We start from the raw sequence: 16632 nt of genomic DNA on the forward strand, positions 1-16632 counted from the left end.
CTGGAACTTCTGGCAGTCCCACCACTGGTACTAAGCCGACCCATCGGCCTCCCCCACACCCCGGGAGCCGGACAGGGACCACCGGAGTGACCCACGAGGGCCCGCGCCGCGCAACCGCGCAGCACGGGCCCTCACCCCGTCCCCGGGGCGGCCGGTGGGACCGCCGGGCACCGCGTCCGCCGTACTCCCGGAAAAACCGGGTGCGCCCGGCCAGGGCGCGCCGCACACTGGGCCGGTCACGCACCGTCGCCGCGAAGGAGCCCCGTGCAGGGAGCAGTCAGCGTCTCGCCCGCCCAGATCCCCGAGCTGCTGCTCGGCCTGGCCACCGTCCGCCCGGTGTTCCTCTGGGGCGCCCCCGGGATCGGGAAGTCCTCCCTGGTCAGGGCGTTCGCCGAGTCGCTCGGCCTGGAGTGCGTGAGCCTGGTCGGCACCCAGCTCGCCCCGGAGGACCTGATCGGTGTCCCGCAGCTCACTCCCGAGGGCCGCTCCCGGTTCTGCCCGCCCGAGCAGATCGCCCGCGACGAGCCGTACTGCCTGTTCCTGGACGAACTCAACGCGGCCTCGCCGGACGTCCAGAAGGCCTTCTACTCGCTGATCCTGGACCGCCGGATCGGCTCGTACGAGCTGCCGCCCGGCTCGATCGTGATCGGCGCAGGGAACCGCGCCACCGACGGCGCGCTCGCCCGTCCGATGGCATCCGCGCTGGTCAACCGCATGGTCCACGTCCATCTCCGGGCCAGCGCCGAGGACTGGCTGCGCTGGGCGGCCGGGGCCGGCATCCACCCCTGGATCGTCGACCACCTCACCGACCGACCCGACCACCTGTGGTCCGCCCCGCCCAAGACCGAGGAGCCGTTCTCCACGCCGCGGGCCTGGCACATGCTCTCCGACGCGCTGCAATCCTTCGGCCCCACCCTGGACGAGGGGACGCTCAAGGTCGTCGCCCACGGGCTGCTCACCGCACAGCACGCGGTCGCCTTCTGCGGCTACGCGAAGATCGTCCGCAACTCCTACGGCCTGGAGGCGATCCTCAAGGGCGACGCCCGTTGGCCGCACCGGCTGGAGGACCGCGACCTGCTCTACTACCTGGCCGACGCTTTCCGCGGCCGGCTCGTCAAGGAACTGCCCGCCCGCAAGGAGCACGCCTCCGGGGCGCAGCGGCAGACCGCCTTCCGGGCCAAGTCGCTGCTGGTGCAGCTGGCCGAGATCTCGGTGGAGGTCGCCCAGACGGTGATAGCCGACGGCCAGGACGGCAACCCGGTGCTGCCCTCCTGGTTCCTGATCGAGGCCGCCCGGGACATGCCCCGCCTGGTCGAGGCCCGCCGGTGAAGCACGCCCCGGCCGAGCGGAAGAAGCCGGATCCGGGTGCGGAGGCCTTCGCCGAGGGCCTCCACGTGCTGCGCCGCAACCCGGCCCTCGCCGCCCTGCGCGCCGACGTCTGCCGTAGTGAGGACTGCACCGTGGCCCCGCCGGACGGCTGGGCGGTGGCCGACTCCAACGGCACCCTGCACGTCAATCCGCGCCGCCGGGCCGAACCCGAGGAGTGGGCCTGGGTGCTGGCGCACTGCCTGCTGCACCTGGGCTTCGGCCACCTCCCGGGCGCCCGCGGCACCCGGATCCAGCCCGACGCCCACCTGGCCGCCGCCCGCTGCGCGGTGGTCAACCGCTTCCTCGCCACCTTCCCGGTCGGCCGCGCCCCGGTCGCCCTCCCGCAGGAGTACCCGGGCGGCGACGAGGAGGAACTGGCCGCCCGCTGGCGCCGCGACGGCCTGCCGCCCACCACCGCCGGGACGGCCGGCACCGCCGAACGCGACCAGCTGCTCGTCGAGTGGCGCGGCCACGGCCAGGCCCGCGAGGACTGGCCGACGGCGTTCGCGGCCGCACTCACCCGCACCATGTCCGCCGCGATGGACCGGGCCGGCGGCCGGATCGACGCCGAGACCGGCGAACGCCTGCCCGAGCGGTCCTGGAACCGGGCACTCAACTGGTTCGTCTCCTCGTACCCCCTGCTCGGCGGCATCGCGGCCGGCCTCACCGTCGTCGCCGACGCCGAACTCGCCCGCGCCCACGACATCGCCGTCGCCGCCGTCAACGCCGAGGCCGCCGAGATCTACGTCAACCCGCTGCGCCACCACACCGACGAGGAGTGGCGGTTCATCCTCGGCCACGAGATCCTGCACGCCGCCCTGCGGCACGGCGAGCGCCGCGGCGGACGGGACCCGTTCCTGTTCAACGTCGCCGCCGACTACGTCATCAACGGCTGGCTGCTGGAGATGGGTGTCGGCGAGATGCCCGACGGGCTGCTGCACGACCCGCGGCTGAAGGGCCTGTCGGCCGAGGAGGTGTACGACCGGATCGCCCGCGACCAGCGCCGGATCCGCCGGCTCGCCACCCTGGCCGGGAAGAACCGCCCGGACGTCCTCGGCGAGCCGCTCGGGCCGCCCCGGGACTACGTGGACCTCGACGACTTCTACCGGCGTGGCCTCCAGCAGGGCTTCGAACTGCACCGGCGCGGACGCGGCCTGCTGCCGGCCGGGCTGGTCGAGGAGATCCGTGCGCTCGCCCACCCGCCGCTGCCCTGGGACGCCCGACTGGCCCGCTGGTTCGACGAGTTCGTGCCGAGGCCGGAACCGGTGCGCAGCTACGCCCGCCCCGCCCGTCGGCAGTCCGCCACCCCGGACATCCCCCGGGCTGGCCGCCACCACCCCGAGGAGGAGGTGCCGCGCTGCACCTTCGGGGTCGTCCTGGACACCTCGGGCTCGATGGACCGGACACTGCTCGGCAAGGCGCTCGGCGCGATCGCCTCCTACGCGGCCGCCCGGGACGTCCCGGCCGCCCGGGTGGTGCACTGCGACGCCGCCCCGCACGACGCCGGGTACCTCCCGGTCGAGGAGATCGCCGGGCGCCTGCGGGTGCACGGACGCGGCGGCACCGTCCTCCAGCCGGGCATCGACCTGCTGGAACGGGCCGAGGACTTCCCGCCCGGGGCACCCGTCCTGGTGATCACCGACGGCGAGTGCGACGTGCTGCGGCTGCGTCGTGAGCACGCCTTCCTCGTCCCGCGCGGCGCCGCGCTGCCGTTCACGCCGCGCGGACCGGTCTTCCGGATGAGCTGAGCGCCCCGGCCCGTGCGGTCGGCCGACCGGTTCCCGCGCCCCGCCCCGCCCCGGCCCCGGTCGCGGGGACGCGCGCCGCCCGGCGGAAGCGGCCTAACCGCCGCAGGTCAGGTCCTTGGCGGGCAGTCGGCCCGTGGTCAGGTAGCGGGTGACGCTGCCGTCCGCGCAGGACGGGCCGGCCACCACCACGCCGTGGCCCTCGCCGCCGGCCACCGTGACCATCCGCGCGCCGTGCAGTGCCCGCCGCATGCCCTGGGCCATGGCCGGCGTCGCCTGCGGGTCCCACTGGTTCTGCACGATGAGCGCGTTGACGTCGTTGTTCACCACGGTGGCCGGCTCGCCCGCCGACTTCCAGAACGCGCACGGCTGGATGTTGGCCCCCAGGTCCCCGGCCAGCGGGTACGCGGCCCGGTCGCGGACCGCGTCCCGGCGGTACTGCTCGGGGTCGCGCGGCCAGTTGCGGGAGTCGCCGCAGAACACGGCCCAGACGGCGGCGGTCGTGTTGTCCGTCGGGACGACCGACGGCACCGCCGGTGCGGCGGGCCCGCCCGCGGCGGCGGCCTTCAGTGCGACGATCCAGGGGGTGACGGCCTCGACGTGGACGAACGCGGCGTACCCGGTGCGGATGGCGTCGCCGTCGAGCGCCCCGTTCTCCGTCGGGACGGGCGTGCGGTCGGCGTGGGCGACCAGGTCCCAGTACGTCCTGCGGACCTCCGCCGCGGTGGCACCCAGCCCGTAGTCGGCGTCGCGGGCGGCGGCCCACTCGGTCCATCGGGTGAAGGCCAGTTCGGCCCCCGGCGCCGCCTCCCGGAGCGTCCCCCGCCACGCGAGCGCCGGGTCGAGCGCGCTGTCGAGCACGAACCGGTCCGAGCGCTGGGGGAACATCTGCGTGTAGACGGCGCCCAGGTAGGTGCCGTACGAGTGCCCGAAGTAGGAGATCCTCCGCTCGCCCAGCGCCGCCCGGACGACGTCCATGTCCCGCGCCGTGTTGCGGGTGGTGATGTGCGGCAGCACGTCCCCCGCCTTGGCCCAGCACTTGTCGGCCACCGTCCGGGCCCAGGCCACGTCCTTAGCGAACGTCCCCGGGACGTACGGGTGTTGGAAGGTCCGCTGGTCGGGCGTCAGGTCGCAGCCGATCGGCGAGCTCTGCCCGACTCCGCGCGGGTCGAACCCGATCAGGTCGAACCTGTCCCGTACCTCCGCCGGCAGCAGCGGCTCCATCTCGACGGGCATGGTCAGCCCCGGGCCGCCCGGTCCCCCGGGGTTGATCAGCAGCACGCCGTGCCGCTGCCTCGCGCTGCCCGCCCTGACCCGCGAGATCGCGATGTCGATCGTCCGGCCGCCGGGGTCGCGGTAGTCCAGCGGCACCTTGACCTTCGCGCACTCGAACGTCGCCGGGTGGTCCACATCGCAACGCTCCCAACGGAGTTGCTGCTGTGCGTAGCGCTGGAGCGGATCGCCCGCCGCGAACGCCGTCACGGGGGTGAGCGCCGTCAACACGGTCGTCACCGCGCCGACCGTCAGCACGGAAATCGTCCGTCCGTCTCGCAGAACCATGTCAGTCCTCTGTGCAGAATCGGTACCTCGGAATTGCCTCCAGTCTCCGTTCCGCCGCACCCGCGCCAGGTACGGCGCGGGGATGGGCTCGAGATCCAACCTGCGGCGTACGCCTCCGCGCTGACGTCGTGCCGAAGTCCCATGCCCCGGCCTCAACGGGTCAGGGTGGCGGGGCCGCCGGCCCGCTGCCGGCAGCCCGCGGGTGGGTGCGGTCACCCTCCCGCAGCGGGAGGGTCAGCGATGGGCGCGTGCGAGACCAGGACGACTTCCTCATCGCCGGGTGACGGCGGTCAGCGGATCAGCGGCCGTCGTCGTGCCCGAGACCGCGGTCGGGGGCGCTCATGTCGCCCGTCCTGGGCGTGCCGTCCGCGAGCCCGTAGCGCAGGAAGACGGTGCCCTGCGGAGCGGCCACCGGCGGTTCGAGGAGCGTGAGGTTCGTGGGCACCGCGCCGCCGTCGAACACCTTCTTCCCGACGCCGAGCGTGATCGGGTGCACCCACAGGTCGAGCCGGTCGAAGAGCTTCTCCCGCAGGAGGGTCTGCACCAGGTCCAGGCTCCCGACGACCTTCACGTGCTCGTGCCGGTCGCGGACCTCGCGCACCGCGGCGGCCAGATCCGGTCCCAGCAGGGTGGATCCCGCCCACGGGAGGTCGGGCGTGCTGTGGGAGGCCACGTACTTCGGGACGCGGTTGAAGAGTTCGGCGATCTCGCCGTCCTTCTGGTGCGGCCAGTAGGAGGCGAAGATGTCGTACGTCCGCCGGCCGAGCAGCAGGGCGTCCGTGCCCTCGTACGCGGAAAGGATCTGCGCCCCGGTGACCTCGCTCAGCAGGGGTGCCTGCCAGCCGCCGAACGGGAACCCCACCGGGTCCTCGTCGGGCCCGCCGGGCGCCTGCCCGACGAGGTCGAGGGTCGCGAACAGTTCGATGTGGATGAGGCCCATGTCTGTCTCCCGATGAGGTGGTCGTTCCCGTCGAGGTTGTAGACCCGCGGGGGCCGAAAAACTCATCGCCGCGCCGAACCCCGGTCTTCCGCACCCGCCGCCTGCCCCGGCGGCGGCATGGGCGCGCGATCAGAGCTTGCGTGCCTGGGTGACCTGGTTCAGGTGGATGAGGACGTCGTAGGCCCGGCCGATCGCGAGCCGCGGCATCGGGTCGCTGACGTAGACCGAGCCCGCGTCGTAGGTGGGGCGGCTGACGTCCAGCCAGTCGCGGGCCGCCCGGGGTGCGGTGCGCAGGTCGACGTAGTAGTCCCGGTAGCGGACCTGGTCGAGGGTGTACTCGTTCATGTCCGGCGTGGCCGCCGGGACGGTGACGGTCTTCCAGTCGCGGGTCAGCGCCTCGTCGTTGGTGAGGAAGGAGCCGCTGTCGAAGGTGAAGCCGATGGCCACGTAGCCGCGGCCGTAGGTGTCGCGCAGCTGGGAGCCCTGCGGCCGGGGGTACAGGAAGGTGTCGGTGGCCAGGTAGCCGGTGTGCCCGTTGTGCGCCGACAGCAGCACCTTGCCGCCGGTGCGGCGCTGCCACCACGCGGTGTTGTCCGCCATGGCCCGGTCGCGCAGCTGCTCGGAGGCGGAGACGGAGGCCGGGTCGGCGAGGTCCAGGGCGGCGAAGGCGAAGGTCTCGGCGATGTTCCGGGCGTGCTGAACCGCCCACGCGTGGGCGTCGCCGTCGGAGGCGCCGGTACCGCTCGCGGTGACAAGGTCGAGCGCCCGTTGTGCCTTGGCGGCGTTGTCGCGGCGCTCGGCGGGCGGCTTCTGCAGGTAGGCGAACGCGTCGTCGAACGGCCGCAGGCCCGCGTAGAGCTCGTCGAGCTGCGGGAGGACGTCGGGGCGGGCCCCGCGCACATAGGAGGTGACCCGCTCGAACATCCGGTCGCCGAGCCTCGGGAGGCCGAGGTCGTCACCGACGAAGTGGACCGGGTGCTCCGGGTGGCTTCGGTTGTGGGCCCGCATCCAGGCGATCAGGTCGGCGAACTCCTCACGCTCCCACGGGCTTTCGCCCAGGGCGTCCTTGACGACCTGCCGCGCGTCACCCGGACCGCCCTGGACGTACTCGTCGATCTGCAGGCCGCTGCTCCAACTCGTCTCCAGGGCGAAGGTGGTGAAGCCCTTCTCCTCGACGAGGTAGCGGAACACCCGCTGCTTCATCGCGAAGAACTCGTGCGAGCCGTGGGTGGCCTCGCCGAGGCCGACCACCTCGGCGTCGCCGATCATCGAGCCCAGGGCACGCAGGTCGGTGGTACGGCCGCCGGGTTCCGTCGTCCGCAGCGGCCGGGCGACGCTGTCCAGCGCGCGCACCACGGCGGAGCGCTGCACCGTCCCCGGGTCCGTGGCCGCGCCGGTGGCGTTGGGGTCCACCGGCGCGGCGACCGCCGCCACCGGGACCAGCAGCGCCGCGGTGGCCACCGCCGCCGTCAGCAGTCCCCGCCGTCCGATCCGCTTGTCGTCCGTCATCATTCCGATCACTCCTCACTTAGGCGGTACGCCGACGACCTCGGCGTCCGGTGAGTCGATCCTCGTGTCGGCGGGCCCGCGGCGCGCTGGGGAGGACCGCCGTCTTCGCTGGGGGTAACCCCCCGTTCGGATTCGGTGGCCGGCCCCCCGGCCGACGGCGGCCCGCCGGCCGTTACGGCGCGCGGCGCGCCCGCCCGGACCCGGGGTCACCCTCGGTCCGAATCGTGCGATGCCTCCAACAGCACTGCCGCGACGGCGACTTCGGTACCAGCCAGGCCGCCCCCGCGGTGAACGCCAGTCGTCCGTCGCCGAGGTCGGCGTGCAAGCGGACCGCCGTCGCCTTGCGTCACGACTCAGATGAGGGCGATGAGCAGCACGGCGGCCGCCGCCAGGAGGAGAACCGTCAACGCCGGCGCACCAGGGCGCCCACCGGGTTCGGAGGTGACGGCGACGAACGAGACGGCGGGGACCGCGAGCGAGAGGACGATCGCCGGCCACCCGACGATGCCGGTGGGAACCCCGGCGACCATGGCCCCCCAGACTGTCGTGAACATCACCGCAAGCCAGGCCGTCGCGGTCAACACCGCCCAGGCCGCTCGCGCGGTCCACCGCTCGACCGGGTCGGCCGCGCGGAAGTTGGTGCGGGTCGTCGTCCAGATCCGGGTCAGGTTCGCCACCGGTACATCCTCTCGAACGACATCCTCGGGCGCCGGCGACGGACACGTGTCGAGCACGGCTGGACGACCGCCGGGTCCGCCGCCGAGGCCGATACCGGCACACGCCCGCCGCCGGATCCGGGCCGACGCGTCCAGCCGACCACAGCTACAGCTACAGCTACAGCACCACGGTGACGACGAAGAGGACGACGGCGAAGACCACGGTGCCCACCACGGCGAACTTCGTGGGGGTGATCCGGTCCCGGAACTGCTTCTCCGGCCGGACGCGCCGGCTCGCACTGGTGCTGTGCTTCCACCGGCCGACGACCCGCCGGAAGTCGCCGTCGAAGTCCTCCAACGGGTTGAAGCCGCTGGTCACCAGCGTCGAAAGCCAGTGGCGCCGGCCGTCGGTGGTGTGGATCCGCGCCACGCGTGTGGTCGTGCCGCGGCCCTGGATCTCCGACGCGTCGATCCAGGAGATCTCTTGCCAGGAGTACGTGCGGCCACGGCCGAGCCCCCAACTGATGGTGACCCCGTCGGCGTCGACCCGGACCAGGTACCGCATGACGATGAGGCGACTCGCGGCGACCAGCAGCACCGTCCCGCCGACGACCAGGATCATGGGGCCGGGGCCGAAGTGGAACTTCATGCGGTCGGCGAGGAGTTCGGCCGTGACGACCACGAGCAGGAGCGCGACATCGGCCGCGTCGGGGCCGAACCTGTCTTTCCCCGGAAGATCAGTTCGTTCACACCGCGCACCCTGCGCCTGCCTCGCCCCGGCCCTACAGGGAGGTTGGATTGACGGTTCGTCATGATGGCGGGGCGTGCTGCGGGATCCCGCTCCGCCCGAAGGCCGCGCGGGCCGGCCTCTGTGCGACCGTGGATCGGCCGACGATACTGGCCGGATGGGGTTTCTCATCTTCATGACGCTGCCGGGGCTGGTGCTGCTGCTCACCGCGCTCGCGCTGGTCGACCAGGTGCTGTTGCGGGCCGGCCGGGCCGGGTTGCTGCCCTGGCGGACCGGCGCCCGGCAGGGGCAGGTCTCCGCGACCGGCTTCGAGCAGTTGCACGCCAGCTTCTCGGCAGGCAAGCAGCACGAACTCAAGGAGCGGCAGTCGGCGTTGATGCTGCGCGACGAGGACGAGGACGGCGCTCCGCCGAATCGCACCGGGGTGGACCTGGCGCGCGGTTCGGCGGTGATCCGGCTGCCGAAGGCCTCCTGACAGGGGCACAGGGCGTCGACGGGGTGGCGCGCGGATCCGGGCGAGTGCGTCGAGGATGTGCTCGGAGGGTTCGGTCGCGCGGCCCTGCGCCAGGCGCGCCTCGGTCGCGTCGGTCGTTGTGGCCGGGCTGTCCCGGGAGGTGGCGGGTCGGTGTCCGTGCGGGGCGGCATCGCACGGATGTCCGGCAGCCTGCGCTGTCCAGGTGACATCAGCTCATGGTTCGCCGGCGAAGCGGCAATATTCACTGCGCACGATCCGTGTACGAGCCACGAGCTTCGAGGAGTCCCCATGAAGACGCGAGCACGACTCGCCGCCGGTGTGGCGGCCCTGGCAACCGGACTGCTGTTGGTGCCGGCGCACGCCGCCCCGACGGTGCGGTCGCAGGACCGGGCCGCGGACACCTACCTCACGTCCGGGCAGGGCAGGAGCGGCTGTCCGACGGGCCGGTTCTGCCTCTACGAGAACGACGGCTACAACGCGGGCGGCAGCGCCCAGATCCTGGTCACCCGCTCGAGCGTGTCCTCGCTGGGCACCTATGGATTCAACGACAAGGCCAGTTCCTACTACGACAACACCAGCCAGCCGGTGGTGCTCCACGAGAACGCGGACTACGGAGGCGGCCAGTTGTCGATCCGGTCGCAGGGCTCCGGAAACCTCGCCGGTTCCTGGAACGACAAGGTGTCCTCTCTGAGGTTCCTCTCCTAGGTATCCGCTGCTCCTGCCGCACCGTCCCGCGGCCGGCGCGGCAGGAGCAGCCGCGGGGGAGTGTCGTCGCTTCGCCGCGACCGCTGCCGAGGACGGGATCCGGGGCTTGCCTTTCCATGTGGTGACCGACAGCCACTTCCACGGCGGCGTCGGAGGGGAGGCGGACGCCCGAGCGCACCACGCCCTGGTCGGCGAGCCCGGCGGCACGGCCAAAGTGGGGAAGCGTCCCCGGTTTGGTAGGGTCGGGCCATCACCGGGGATTGCTCCCCGTTTTCCAGGGGGGAAAGAACATGCCGGCTCCGACGCTTCAGGAACTGTCTCCCGCGGGCCTCGACGTCACCATCGACCCGTACCCCGCCTACGCGGCACTGCGCGAGAAAGGGCCGGTCCACCGGGTACTCGTCCCGGGATCCGGCGAAGCATGGCTCGTCGTCACCCGTGACGAGGCCCGCACCGCCCTCACCGATCCCCGGCTGAGCAACGACATCCGGCACTCCTCCGCATGGACCGACGACGGCGGCCACGCCCTTGGGGTCAACATGCTCCAGAGCGACCCACCCCAGCACACCCGGCTCCGCGAACTGGTCGCCGGCAAGTTCACCGCCGGTCGGATCCGGGCGCTGCGCCCCCGCGTTCAGGAGATCGCCGACAGCCTGCTCGACGCCCTGTCCGACGCGGGTTCCGTCGACCTCGTCGCCTCCTACGCCCTGCCGCTGCCGATGACCGTCATCTGCGAACTGCTCGGCGTACCGGCGGCGGACCGCGCCGACTTCCACGCCTGGTCCACCGAACTGGTCGCGCCCAGCTCCCCACAGGCCGCCGGTGCGGCGGCCGGCGCCATGACCGGCCACCTCACGGCCCTCATCGAGGAACGCCGGACCAGCCCGCGCCAGGACCTGCTCAGCGCGCTCGTCACCCCGACCGCCGACGGGCTCTCCGCCGAGGAACTGCTCGGAATGGCCTTCCTCCTCCTCGTCGCGGGGCACGAGACCACCGCGAACCTCATCTCGGGGACGGTCCTCTCCCTGCTCGCCCACCCCGAGCAGCTCGCCGCCCTGCGCGCCGATCCCGGCCTCGTCGACAGCGCGATCGAGGAGACCCTCCGGCACGACGGCCCGGTGGAGTCCGCGGCCTTCCGCTACGCCACCGAACCGGTACGGATCGGCGACACCACCATCCCGGCAGGCGACAGCGTCCTCGTCTCCCTGGCCGCGGCCTCACGCGACCCGCGCCACTTCCCCGACCCGGACAGGTTCGACATCCACCGCAAGCCCGCCGGCCACCTCGCGTTCGGCCATGGCATCCACCACTGCCTCGGCGCCCCCCTCGCCCGGGTCGAAGCCGCCATCGCCCTGCGCACCCTGATCGGGCGTCGCCCTCGCCTCGCCCTCGACGCCGACCCGGCAGGCCTCGTCCGGCGGCCGAGCACCATGCTGAGGGGACTGACGAGCCTGCCGGTGCGCTTCCACGACGCGAGCGACGCCGCAGGCTGACGTGCTCCCGTGGGCGCGCCGGTCGCGGTGCCGCCGGGACCGATCGCGACACCCACGAGTGCGGAGCCGCTCGCCCACCGCCGCGCCGCCGCCGACCTCACCGCGTCCGACGCACCGGAGCGGGTCATGACCGCCGTCCACGAGGGCCTCGGCCCCACCCGAACCGCTCGAGGTCCCGGGCCTGCCCCCCGGGCCGTCGCCTCCCCATCGCGACGGCCCGTCTCCTCCCGCGTCTGACAGGCGGAGCTGCGCTCACACGCCGCCCCGCCCGCGCTGCCTGCCCGCGACGCGAGCGCCACGCACCCACTGCCCGCGAGGTTCGGGGCAACACTGCTCGGTGACGTCACCGCGCTCGTATGATCCCGCGGTGGAGATCTGGACGGAACGCCCTGCCAGGACCGACGTCGAAGCGGTCGTTCGCCGCTACTTCAGCCTCCTCCGAGCCGGGAGGATCCCTGAGGCCGAGAAGCTCATCGATCACTACTCGGTCCCGCATGTGCTCAGATCGCTGTGGACCGGCTCCGTCGAGGCGAGCGCCGACGCGGGCGAGGCGGGCGGCAGCGCCGCTGCCGCCGAGTGGGAGCAGGACCTGTCCTGGCTCGGCGAACTCGATCTCGCGGACTTCCACTGGGGCGACACCGGAAGCCATGTCAACGTCGAGATCACCTACCGGGCGCAGCTGATCGAGGTGGCCCTGGGCTTCTGGGTCAAGCCCACCGACGCCGGCTGGGTCCTCTCGGGACCGGCCACGTACTGGTAGGGAACACGAAGGAGCAGCCCTGAACCCGTCCCGCACACCTTCGATCAGGGCCAATCACAATGCGGCGAAGCGGCCTGCTGCGGCCCTACGATCTCCGCACCGAGGATCAGGGGGCACCGTGGCCATCGACGTGGTCGACAGCGTCAGGCTCGTGAACACGAACCGGCAGAGGCACAAGCGATTGCTCGAGCGCGAGGAGGAACTCGACCGGCGGGCCGCCAGGGACAACGCTGCCGTGCAGGAGGCGCGGCGGCGTCTCCACGACGAGGCCCTCGTCCCCTTCCGTGACGTCTTCCATCGCCTCAAGCAGATCGATCCGGTCGAACCGGCCACGATCGAGAGGCTGGCCGTCGGCGGTGAGGCGGGCGTCGAACCTCCGCGGCTGCGCAGGATCACCGTGCCTCCCGTCGTCGTCCTTCTGGCAGGCGGCGCGCTCCAGGTCGTCGTTCCGCTCGTCGTCGGTCACGCGGTCAAGGCAGGCTCCTATGGCGCGGTGCGAGCCTTCGGGTCCGCCTCCACCGGCACGGCGATCAGGACGCTGTACGGGGCGGCGGAACGCAACGCCGTTGAAGCGTGGTTCGGTCGCGTTGTCGCGGGCGGAGGCGGGAAGGCGGCCGGGCAAAGGGTCCTGACCGAGATCGGAAAAACCTCGGCCGACCTCACGCGGGAGGTTGTCGCGAGGTTGCAGAGCCAGGCGTTCGAAGACGCCCGGCGGAGGAAGGCGCGAGACCTGGACCGCCGCGAGGCGAAGGCGAGGACGAGGCAGGACGAGGCGCCCGCGCTGTACGAGCGCGGCAAGGACATGCAGTTCGTCCTGCAGAACCTGAGGGCCGAGCTGGTCAGGCGGCTCCCGTCGTTCACCGCACTGGTCGAGGAGTGCGACGACTTCGCCCGATACGACTCCCGTCGGCGCGCGGAGGTGGCGGCGATGCTCGACCTCGACGGACTCGCCGTCAGGGTCATGAACTGCCCGATCACCGACGCGGACGGACGACTGACGGAGGAGTCGGGACGGGTCGTCGCCGACGCCGAGGCCCGACTCCGGGCGTTGGAAGCCGAGTCCTGAGCTCCGTCACTGCCGTCGGCCCCCGGTGCCGGCGCCGGTGCCGGCGCCCGGCCCGGTCGGCCGGTACCGCAGGAAGTCGGGCCCCTCGGGACTGCCGTGGCCCGGTACCCGAACGTCGATATGAAGCCGGTTCTTCGCCGTCTTCGGTTCAGAAACCTTGAGGATGGAGAGGCGGGGGCCGACGCCATCGGGATCGCAGAGCCACGCCCCGTCGTCCTCAGAGCCGCCCTCCGGCAGGTCGAACTGCGCGAGCCACTCCTCGCGGGTCTTGAAGGGAGCAGGCGGCGGCTCGTCGACATAGCCCAGTGCCGTCTTCCAGAAATCCGCGAGGAGCTGTGCGTTCGCGCATTCGAGGGTCAGATCGATTTTGGCTGCCATGGCAGGACCGTACTGCGCACCTCTGACACTGAGAGTGCTACTGACGCGGTCGGATCGTGGCCAAGCTCGAGGCGGAGTTCGAACGGCGTACGTTGCTGGACTCGTATACGTCCGAGCGGCTGTGCAGTGAGTGGTTCGACCCGCCGAGTCGGCCGGAATGGTGCGCCGAGCTCGACCTCTCGGTGATTGAAGTGCTCTCTCGTTGAACGCAGTGGCCGGCACGGAGATCAACGAGGAGACGAAGGTGCGGATTCGCCCGCGGGTCCAGCCGGATCGTGAACTGTCGCGGCAGCGAGGAGGCGTCGCAATCCGCCGGGCGAGTCGGGTGCTTCGGTCGCTGCGCCCTGTCGGACCGCCCGCGTGGACGCTGTACCGGCTTCGGTTGCAGCAGTCAGGTGAGTTGCGGGTCGGCGAATAGCATCGCGCGGTCGACCGGGGGGGGTCGAATCCGAGTAGGTCCGGCACCTGGTCCTCCGGCTGCTGACGGAGCCGGAGGACCACGGCGGCCACGGCCTGGCGGGATCGGCCCGGTGGTGGTTCCGTTCCGAGCCCGTCGGTCGGACGTGGTCCCGGGCCACGCACGTCCGTGTCGGTTTCCCGCCGGACAACGATCTGACCTGCTGGTGTTCTTGGGGGCATGTCCAGTACGAGCAAGTCATCGGTCTTCCATTCCCTCCACACCCCTGCCCGCCCGCTCGCCCTCGCGAATGCCTGGGACGTCGCCAGCGCCCGCGTCATGGAAGCTGCGGGAGCGCCTGCGGTCGCCACCACCAGCGCCGGGGTGGCCTGGTCGCTCGGCTCCCCGGACGGGGATCGAGTGTCCCGGAGCCTGGTCCTGGAGGTCATCGCCCGCATCGCGGCGGCGGTCAGCGTCCCGGTGACCGCCGACATCGAGGGCGGCTACGGGCAGAGCCCCGTCGAGGTCGCGGAGACCGTCACGCGCGTGCTGGAAGCGGGCGCGGTGGGCGTCAACATCGAGGACGGCACCCGCCGGCCGAGCACTCTCGTCGACCGGATTGCGGCCGCCCGCGGCGCGGCGCAGCGGGCGGGCGTCGACCTGTTCGTCAACGCCCGCGTCGACACCTACCTGCTCGGGCTGGGTGACCCCGCCGCCCGGCTGCAGGACACGCTGGAACGGGCGCGCTCCTACGTCGACGCCGGCGCCGACGGGATCTTCGTCCCCGGCGTCACGGACCCCGGAGTCATCAAGGACCTAGCCGCAGGTCTGACCGTCCCCCTCAACATCATGGCGGGGCCGGGGACCGTGCCGGTGGACGAGCTGGGCGCTCTGGGCGTGGCCCGGGTCAGCCTGGGCTCCGGTGTGGCGCAGGCCGCCTACGCCGTGGCACGGCAGGCGGCGCTCGAACTTCACCGCGCCGGAGGCTACGACTCCCTCCGGCGGGCCATCGACTACCCGGAGCTCAACAGCCTGTTCACTGCGACGAGCTGATGAGTTGACGAGCTGACGGGCCGACCACACCCGGCCGCGCGCCCGACGGTGGCCCGGAGCCCGCCGTCGGGTGCGCCGGACGCGGTGCGCCGGCCGGGCCCCGCACGGTCCGCGGCCCCCGCCCGTGGAACGCCTTCCACGGAGCGATCGACGACCCGACCACGACCACCTGTCCGGTCGTGAGCCGGGGCGTCGGACGCGCTCGGTCCGAGGGCCGGGCCGGGCGCGAGAAATTCTTCGAACCCGTCTGCAACCCCCCGACGGGATGGACGTCTATCAGGGTGAGAGGCAGGGAGAGCGGGCCGGGGGAGCCGGGAGCTCGGGCCGGCTCCTCCGGGCGCGACATCAGGCGCCTGCTCATCGATCGCCATCACCACCACCTTTGTCCTTGGGGGGACTGTCACATGAACGCGTCCGTTATCGCCCGCATTGCGAAGATCGCCCCGCTGGCTGTCGTCGCCGCCGTCGGTGTCGCGGCCTGCGGCCCGACCAACGGTGGGGCGTCCGTCGCCGCCTCCGCTCCCTCCACCGCCCCCTCGGCCACCCCCGACGCGGGCGCCACCCCGACCGCGCCGGCCACCGAAACGGCCCCGCCCGCTGCCGAGCCCGCCGTCGGCACCCCGGCCGCGCAGGCCCCCGCGGCCGCGGGAGCCAAGAGCGGTGTCAAGGCCGCCGCGAAGCCCGCCGCCAAGCTCCCGGCCGAGCCCGCCGCCAAGGCCGCTGCGAAGCCCGCTGCGAAGGCCCCGGCCGAGCCCGCCGCGCCGAGGCCCGCCGTCCAGTCCGGCGGAAGTGGCATCGGCATCACCTTCGGCGGTCTGAGCGAGGGCGGGCAGATCGGGCTGAACGACCTGGTGTCCTTCACTGTTACCTGGAAGAACAACGACGCCACCGGCACCCGCGGCGTGGCCCCGGTGGTGGCGACCCAGCAGTACGAGGGCGCGCCCTGCACCATGATGCTCGCGATGGCGGAGGGCACCCTGGAGCGCAAGGACGCCTCGGGCTGGAAGACGTTGGACCACCTCAGCATGGGCGGCGGGATGGACTACGCGGGCACGGCCGACGACGCGGCCTTCACCCTGGCCGCCGGTGAGAGCCGGACCATCGAGTACCGGATGCGGCTGTCCCTGGCCAACCGTCCGGGGCGGATCACGATCGAGGCGGACGCCCCCGTGCCGTACTCCAAGAACTACCTCGACATGGCGAAGGCCGAGCTGAACGCCGAGGTCGTCGACAGCCACAGCCCGCAGATGCTCTCGGTGATGCCGCCGGCCAAGGGCGTGATCACCACGGGGCCGATCCCGTTCAGCTTCCGGGTCTCCTCACCGGACGGCACCGCGGGCCTGCGCCCCCGGGTGGCCGTGTCGAGCTCCGAGTGGCTGACCCCGGACGACGTCACGGTGGAGGCCCTGGTCGGTGACGTATGGAAGCCGGTCGAGCTGAAGAACGACTGCGGCCTGGTCACGGTCGACCCGAACGTGCCGGGCGTCCGCGACGGCAACACGGTCGAGTACACCTTCCGTGCCACGCTCAAGCAGGCCCCGAGGTACGGCGCCGACGTGGACATCCGGGTGAGCGCGGAGTCCAACGGCCACCAGTCCGTCCAGCGGTCCGTCTTCCTGCGCGACGCCCGCTGACGCCGCAGGGCCCGCCGAGCCGAGGAACCCGGTCTCCTACTGCTCGGGAGGCCGGGCCCTTCCTCGTGGCGCGATCGGGAGACGCGGCGACATCCACGAGGCCATCCCCGGCTTCGCCACCTGCCTGATCACCCACTGGGACGTC

At 72.5% G+C, this 16632-nt stretch carries 16 protein-coding genes; 10 read left to right on the forward strand and 6 right to left on the reverse strand.

What is annotated here, in order from left to right; all coding sequences use genetic code 11:
- The first annotated feature begins 264 nt into the window (after positions 1-264).
- Both ACGF0D_RS35900 and ACGF0D_RS35905 read left to right on the forward strand, forming a co-directional pair.
- A complete protein-coding gene (locus ACGF0D_RS35900) occupies positions 265-1329 on the forward strand; it encodes an ATP-binding protein (protein ID WP_392923530.1) in 1065 nt (354 codons plus the stop codon).
- Positions 1326-3116: a hypothetical protein gene (locus tag ACGF0D_RS35905; RefSeq protein ID WP_392923532.1), complete on the forward strand. Its 1791-nt coding sequence runs from the start codon at positions 1326-1328 to the stop codon at positions 3114-3116. The genes ACGF0D_RS35900 and ACGF0D_RS35905 overlap by 4 nt, the downstream gene beginning before the upstream one ends.
- A 93-nt stretch (positions 3117-3209) precedes the next feature.
- Here ACGF0D_RS35905 and ACGF0D_RS35910 read toward each other — a convergent pair whose 3' ends face one another.
- The 5 genes from ACGF0D_RS35910 to ACGF0D_RS35930 form a co-directional block, all read right to left on the reverse strand.
- Positions 3210-4673, reverse strand: coding sequence for an alpha/beta hydrolase (locus ACGF0D_RS35910; protein ID WP_392923535.1), 1464 nt, complete (start codon positions 4671-4673; stop codon positions 3210-3212).
- Between the two features lie 298 nt (positions 4674-4971).
- The gene (locus ACGF0D_RS35915) at positions 4972-5613 is read right to left on the reverse strand and encodes a dihydrofolate reductase family protein (protein ID WP_392923537.1); all 642 of its coding nucleotides are present in this window, start codon (positions 5611-5613) and stop codon (positions 4972-4974) included.
- A 129-nt stretch (positions 5614-5742) separates the two neighbouring features.
- Positions 5743-7125: an erythromycin esterase family protein gene (locus tag ACGF0D_RS35920; protein ID WP_392923539.1), complete on the reverse strand. Its 1383-nt coding sequence runs from the start codon at positions 7123-7125 to the stop codon at positions 5743-5745.
- Between the two features lie 350 nt (positions 7126-7475).
- Positions 7476-7799: a hypothetical protein gene (locus ACGF0D_RS35925; protein WP_392923542.1), complete on the reverse strand. Its 324-nt coding sequence runs from the start codon at positions 7797-7799 to the stop codon at positions 7476-7478.
- Positions 7800-7956: 157 nt separating this feature from the next.
- Complete coding sequence (locus ACGF0D_RS35930) at positions 7957-8460, reverse strand: hypothetical protein (RefSeq protein WP_392923544.1); 504 nt, start codon at positions 8458-8460, stop codon at positions 7957-7959.
- Between the two features lie 223 nt (positions 8461-8683).
- On the opposite strand from ACGF0D_RS35930, the gene ACGF0D_RS35935 reads away from it, so the two are divergent.
- The 5 genes from ACGF0D_RS35935 (at position 8684) to ACGF0D_RS35955 (ending at position 13025) form a co-directional block, all read left to right on the forward strand.
- Positions 8684-9001 carry a DUF6191 domain-containing protein gene (locus ACGF0D_RS35935; RefSeq protein WP_392923546.1) on the forward strand — a complete coding sequence of 106 codons (318 nt, stop codon included), beginning with the start codon at positions 8684-8686 and terminating at the stop codon, positions 8999-9001.
- A gap of 288 nt (positions 9002-9289) precedes the next feature.
- Complete coding sequence (locus ACGF0D_RS35940; RefSeq protein ID WP_392923549.1) at positions 9290-9706, forward strand: peptidase inhibitor family I36 protein; 417 nt, start codon at positions 9290-9292, stop codon at positions 9704-9706.
- Between the two features lie 290 nt (positions 9707-9996).
- On the forward strand, positions 9997-11199 hold the full coding sequence (locus tag ACGF0D_RS35945; RefSeq protein WP_392923552.1) for a cytochrome P450: 1203 nt from the start codon (positions 9997-9999) through the stop codon (positions 11197-11199).
- Between the two features lie 367 nt (positions 11200-11566).
- Positions 11567-11959 (forward strand): hypothetical protein, encoded by a 393-nt coding sequence (locus ACGF0D_RS35950; RefSeq protein WP_392923554.1) that lies wholly within the window; start codon positions 11567-11569, stop codon positions 11957-11959.
- 118 nt (positions 11960-12077) lie between these two features.
- Positions 12078-13025, forward strand: coding sequence for a hypothetical protein (locus ACGF0D_RS35955; protein ID WP_392923557.1), 948 nt, complete (start codon positions 12078-12080; stop codon positions 13023-13025).
- A gap of 6 nt (positions 13026-13031) precedes the next feature.
- On the opposite strand, the gene ACGF0D_RS35960 is transcribed toward ACGF0D_RS35955, so the two are convergent.
- Positions 13032-13403, reverse strand: coding sequence for a VOC family protein (locus tag ACGF0D_RS35960; protein WP_392923560.1), 372 nt, complete (start codon positions 13401-13403; stop codon positions 13032-13034).
- Between the two features lie 56 nt (positions 13404-13459).
- Between ACGF0D_RS35960 and ACGF0D_RS35965 the strand changes: the two genes are divergently transcribed.
- The 3 genes from ACGF0D_RS35965 to ACGF0D_RS35975 all read left to right on the forward strand — a co-directional run bounded on the left by ACGF0D_RS35965 (position 13460) and on the right by ACGF0D_RS35975 (position 16487).
- Complete coding sequence (locus ACGF0D_RS35965; protein ID WP_392923562.1) at positions 13460-13609, forward strand: hypothetical protein; 150 nt, start codon at positions 13460-13462, stop codon at positions 13607-13609.
- Positions 13610-14040: 431 nt separating this feature from the next.
- A complete protein-coding gene (locus ACGF0D_RS35970; protein ID WP_392923565.1) occupies positions 14041-14853 on the forward strand; it encodes an isocitrate lyase/phosphoenolpyruvate mutase family protein in 813 nt (270 codons plus the stop codon).
- Positions 14854-15257: 404 nt separating this feature from the next.
- Complete coding sequence (locus tag ACGF0D_RS35975; RefSeq protein ID WP_392923568.1) at positions 15258-16487, forward strand: hypothetical protein; 1230 nt, start codon at positions 15258-15260, stop codon at positions 16485-16487.
- Positions 16488-16632 lie beyond the last annotated feature (145 nt).

This window comes from Kitasatospora sp. NPDC048298 (assembly GCF_043201465.1).
In the GTDB taxonomy this organism is placed as follows: Bacteria; Actinomycetota; Actinomycetes; order Streptomycetales; family Streptomycetaceae; genus Kitasatospora.

What these genes read in the sequence shown, in the direction of transcription:
- ACGF0D_RS35960 (WP_392923560.1), bottom strand. Translation starts at nt 13,403, where the DNA reads ATGGCAGCCAAAATCGATCTGACCCTCGAATGCGCGAACGCACAGCTC.
- ACGF0D_RS35970 (WP_392923565.1), top strand. Translation starts at nt 14,041, where the DNA reads ATGTCCAGTACGAGCAAGTCATCGGTCTTCCATTCCCTCCACACCCCT.
- ACGF0D_RS35915 (WP_392923537.1), bottom strand. Translation starts at nt 5,613, where the DNA reads ATGGGCCTCATCCACATCGAACTGTTCGCGACCCTCGACCTCGTCGGG.
- ACGF0D_RS35910 (WP_392923535.1), bottom strand. Translation starts at nt 4,673, where the DNA reads ATGGTTCTGCGAGACGGACGGACGATTTCCGTGCTGACGGTCGGCGCG.
- ACGF0D_RS35940 (WP_392923549.1), top strand. Translation starts at nt 9,290, where the DNA reads ATGAAGACGCGAGCACGACTCGCCGCCGGTGTGGCGGCCCTGGCAACC.
- ACGF0D_RS35920 (WP_392923539.1), bottom strand. Translation starts at nt 7,125, where the DNA reads ATGATGACGGACGACAAGCGGATCGGACGGCGGGGACTGCTGACGGCG.
- ACGF0D_RS35945 (WP_392923552.1), top strand. Translation starts at nt 9,997, where the DNA reads ATGCCGGCTCCGACGCTTCAGGAACTGTCTCCCGCGGGCCTCGACGTC.
- ACGF0D_RS35935 (WP_392923546.1), top strand. Translation starts at nt 8,684, where the DNA reads ATGGGGTTTCTCATCTTCATGACGCTGCCGGGGCTGGTGCTGCTGCTC.
- ACGF0D_RS35975 (WP_392923568.1), top strand. Translation starts at nt 15,258, where the DNA reads ATGAACGCGTCCGTTATCGCCCGCATTGCGAAGATCGCCCCGCTGGCT.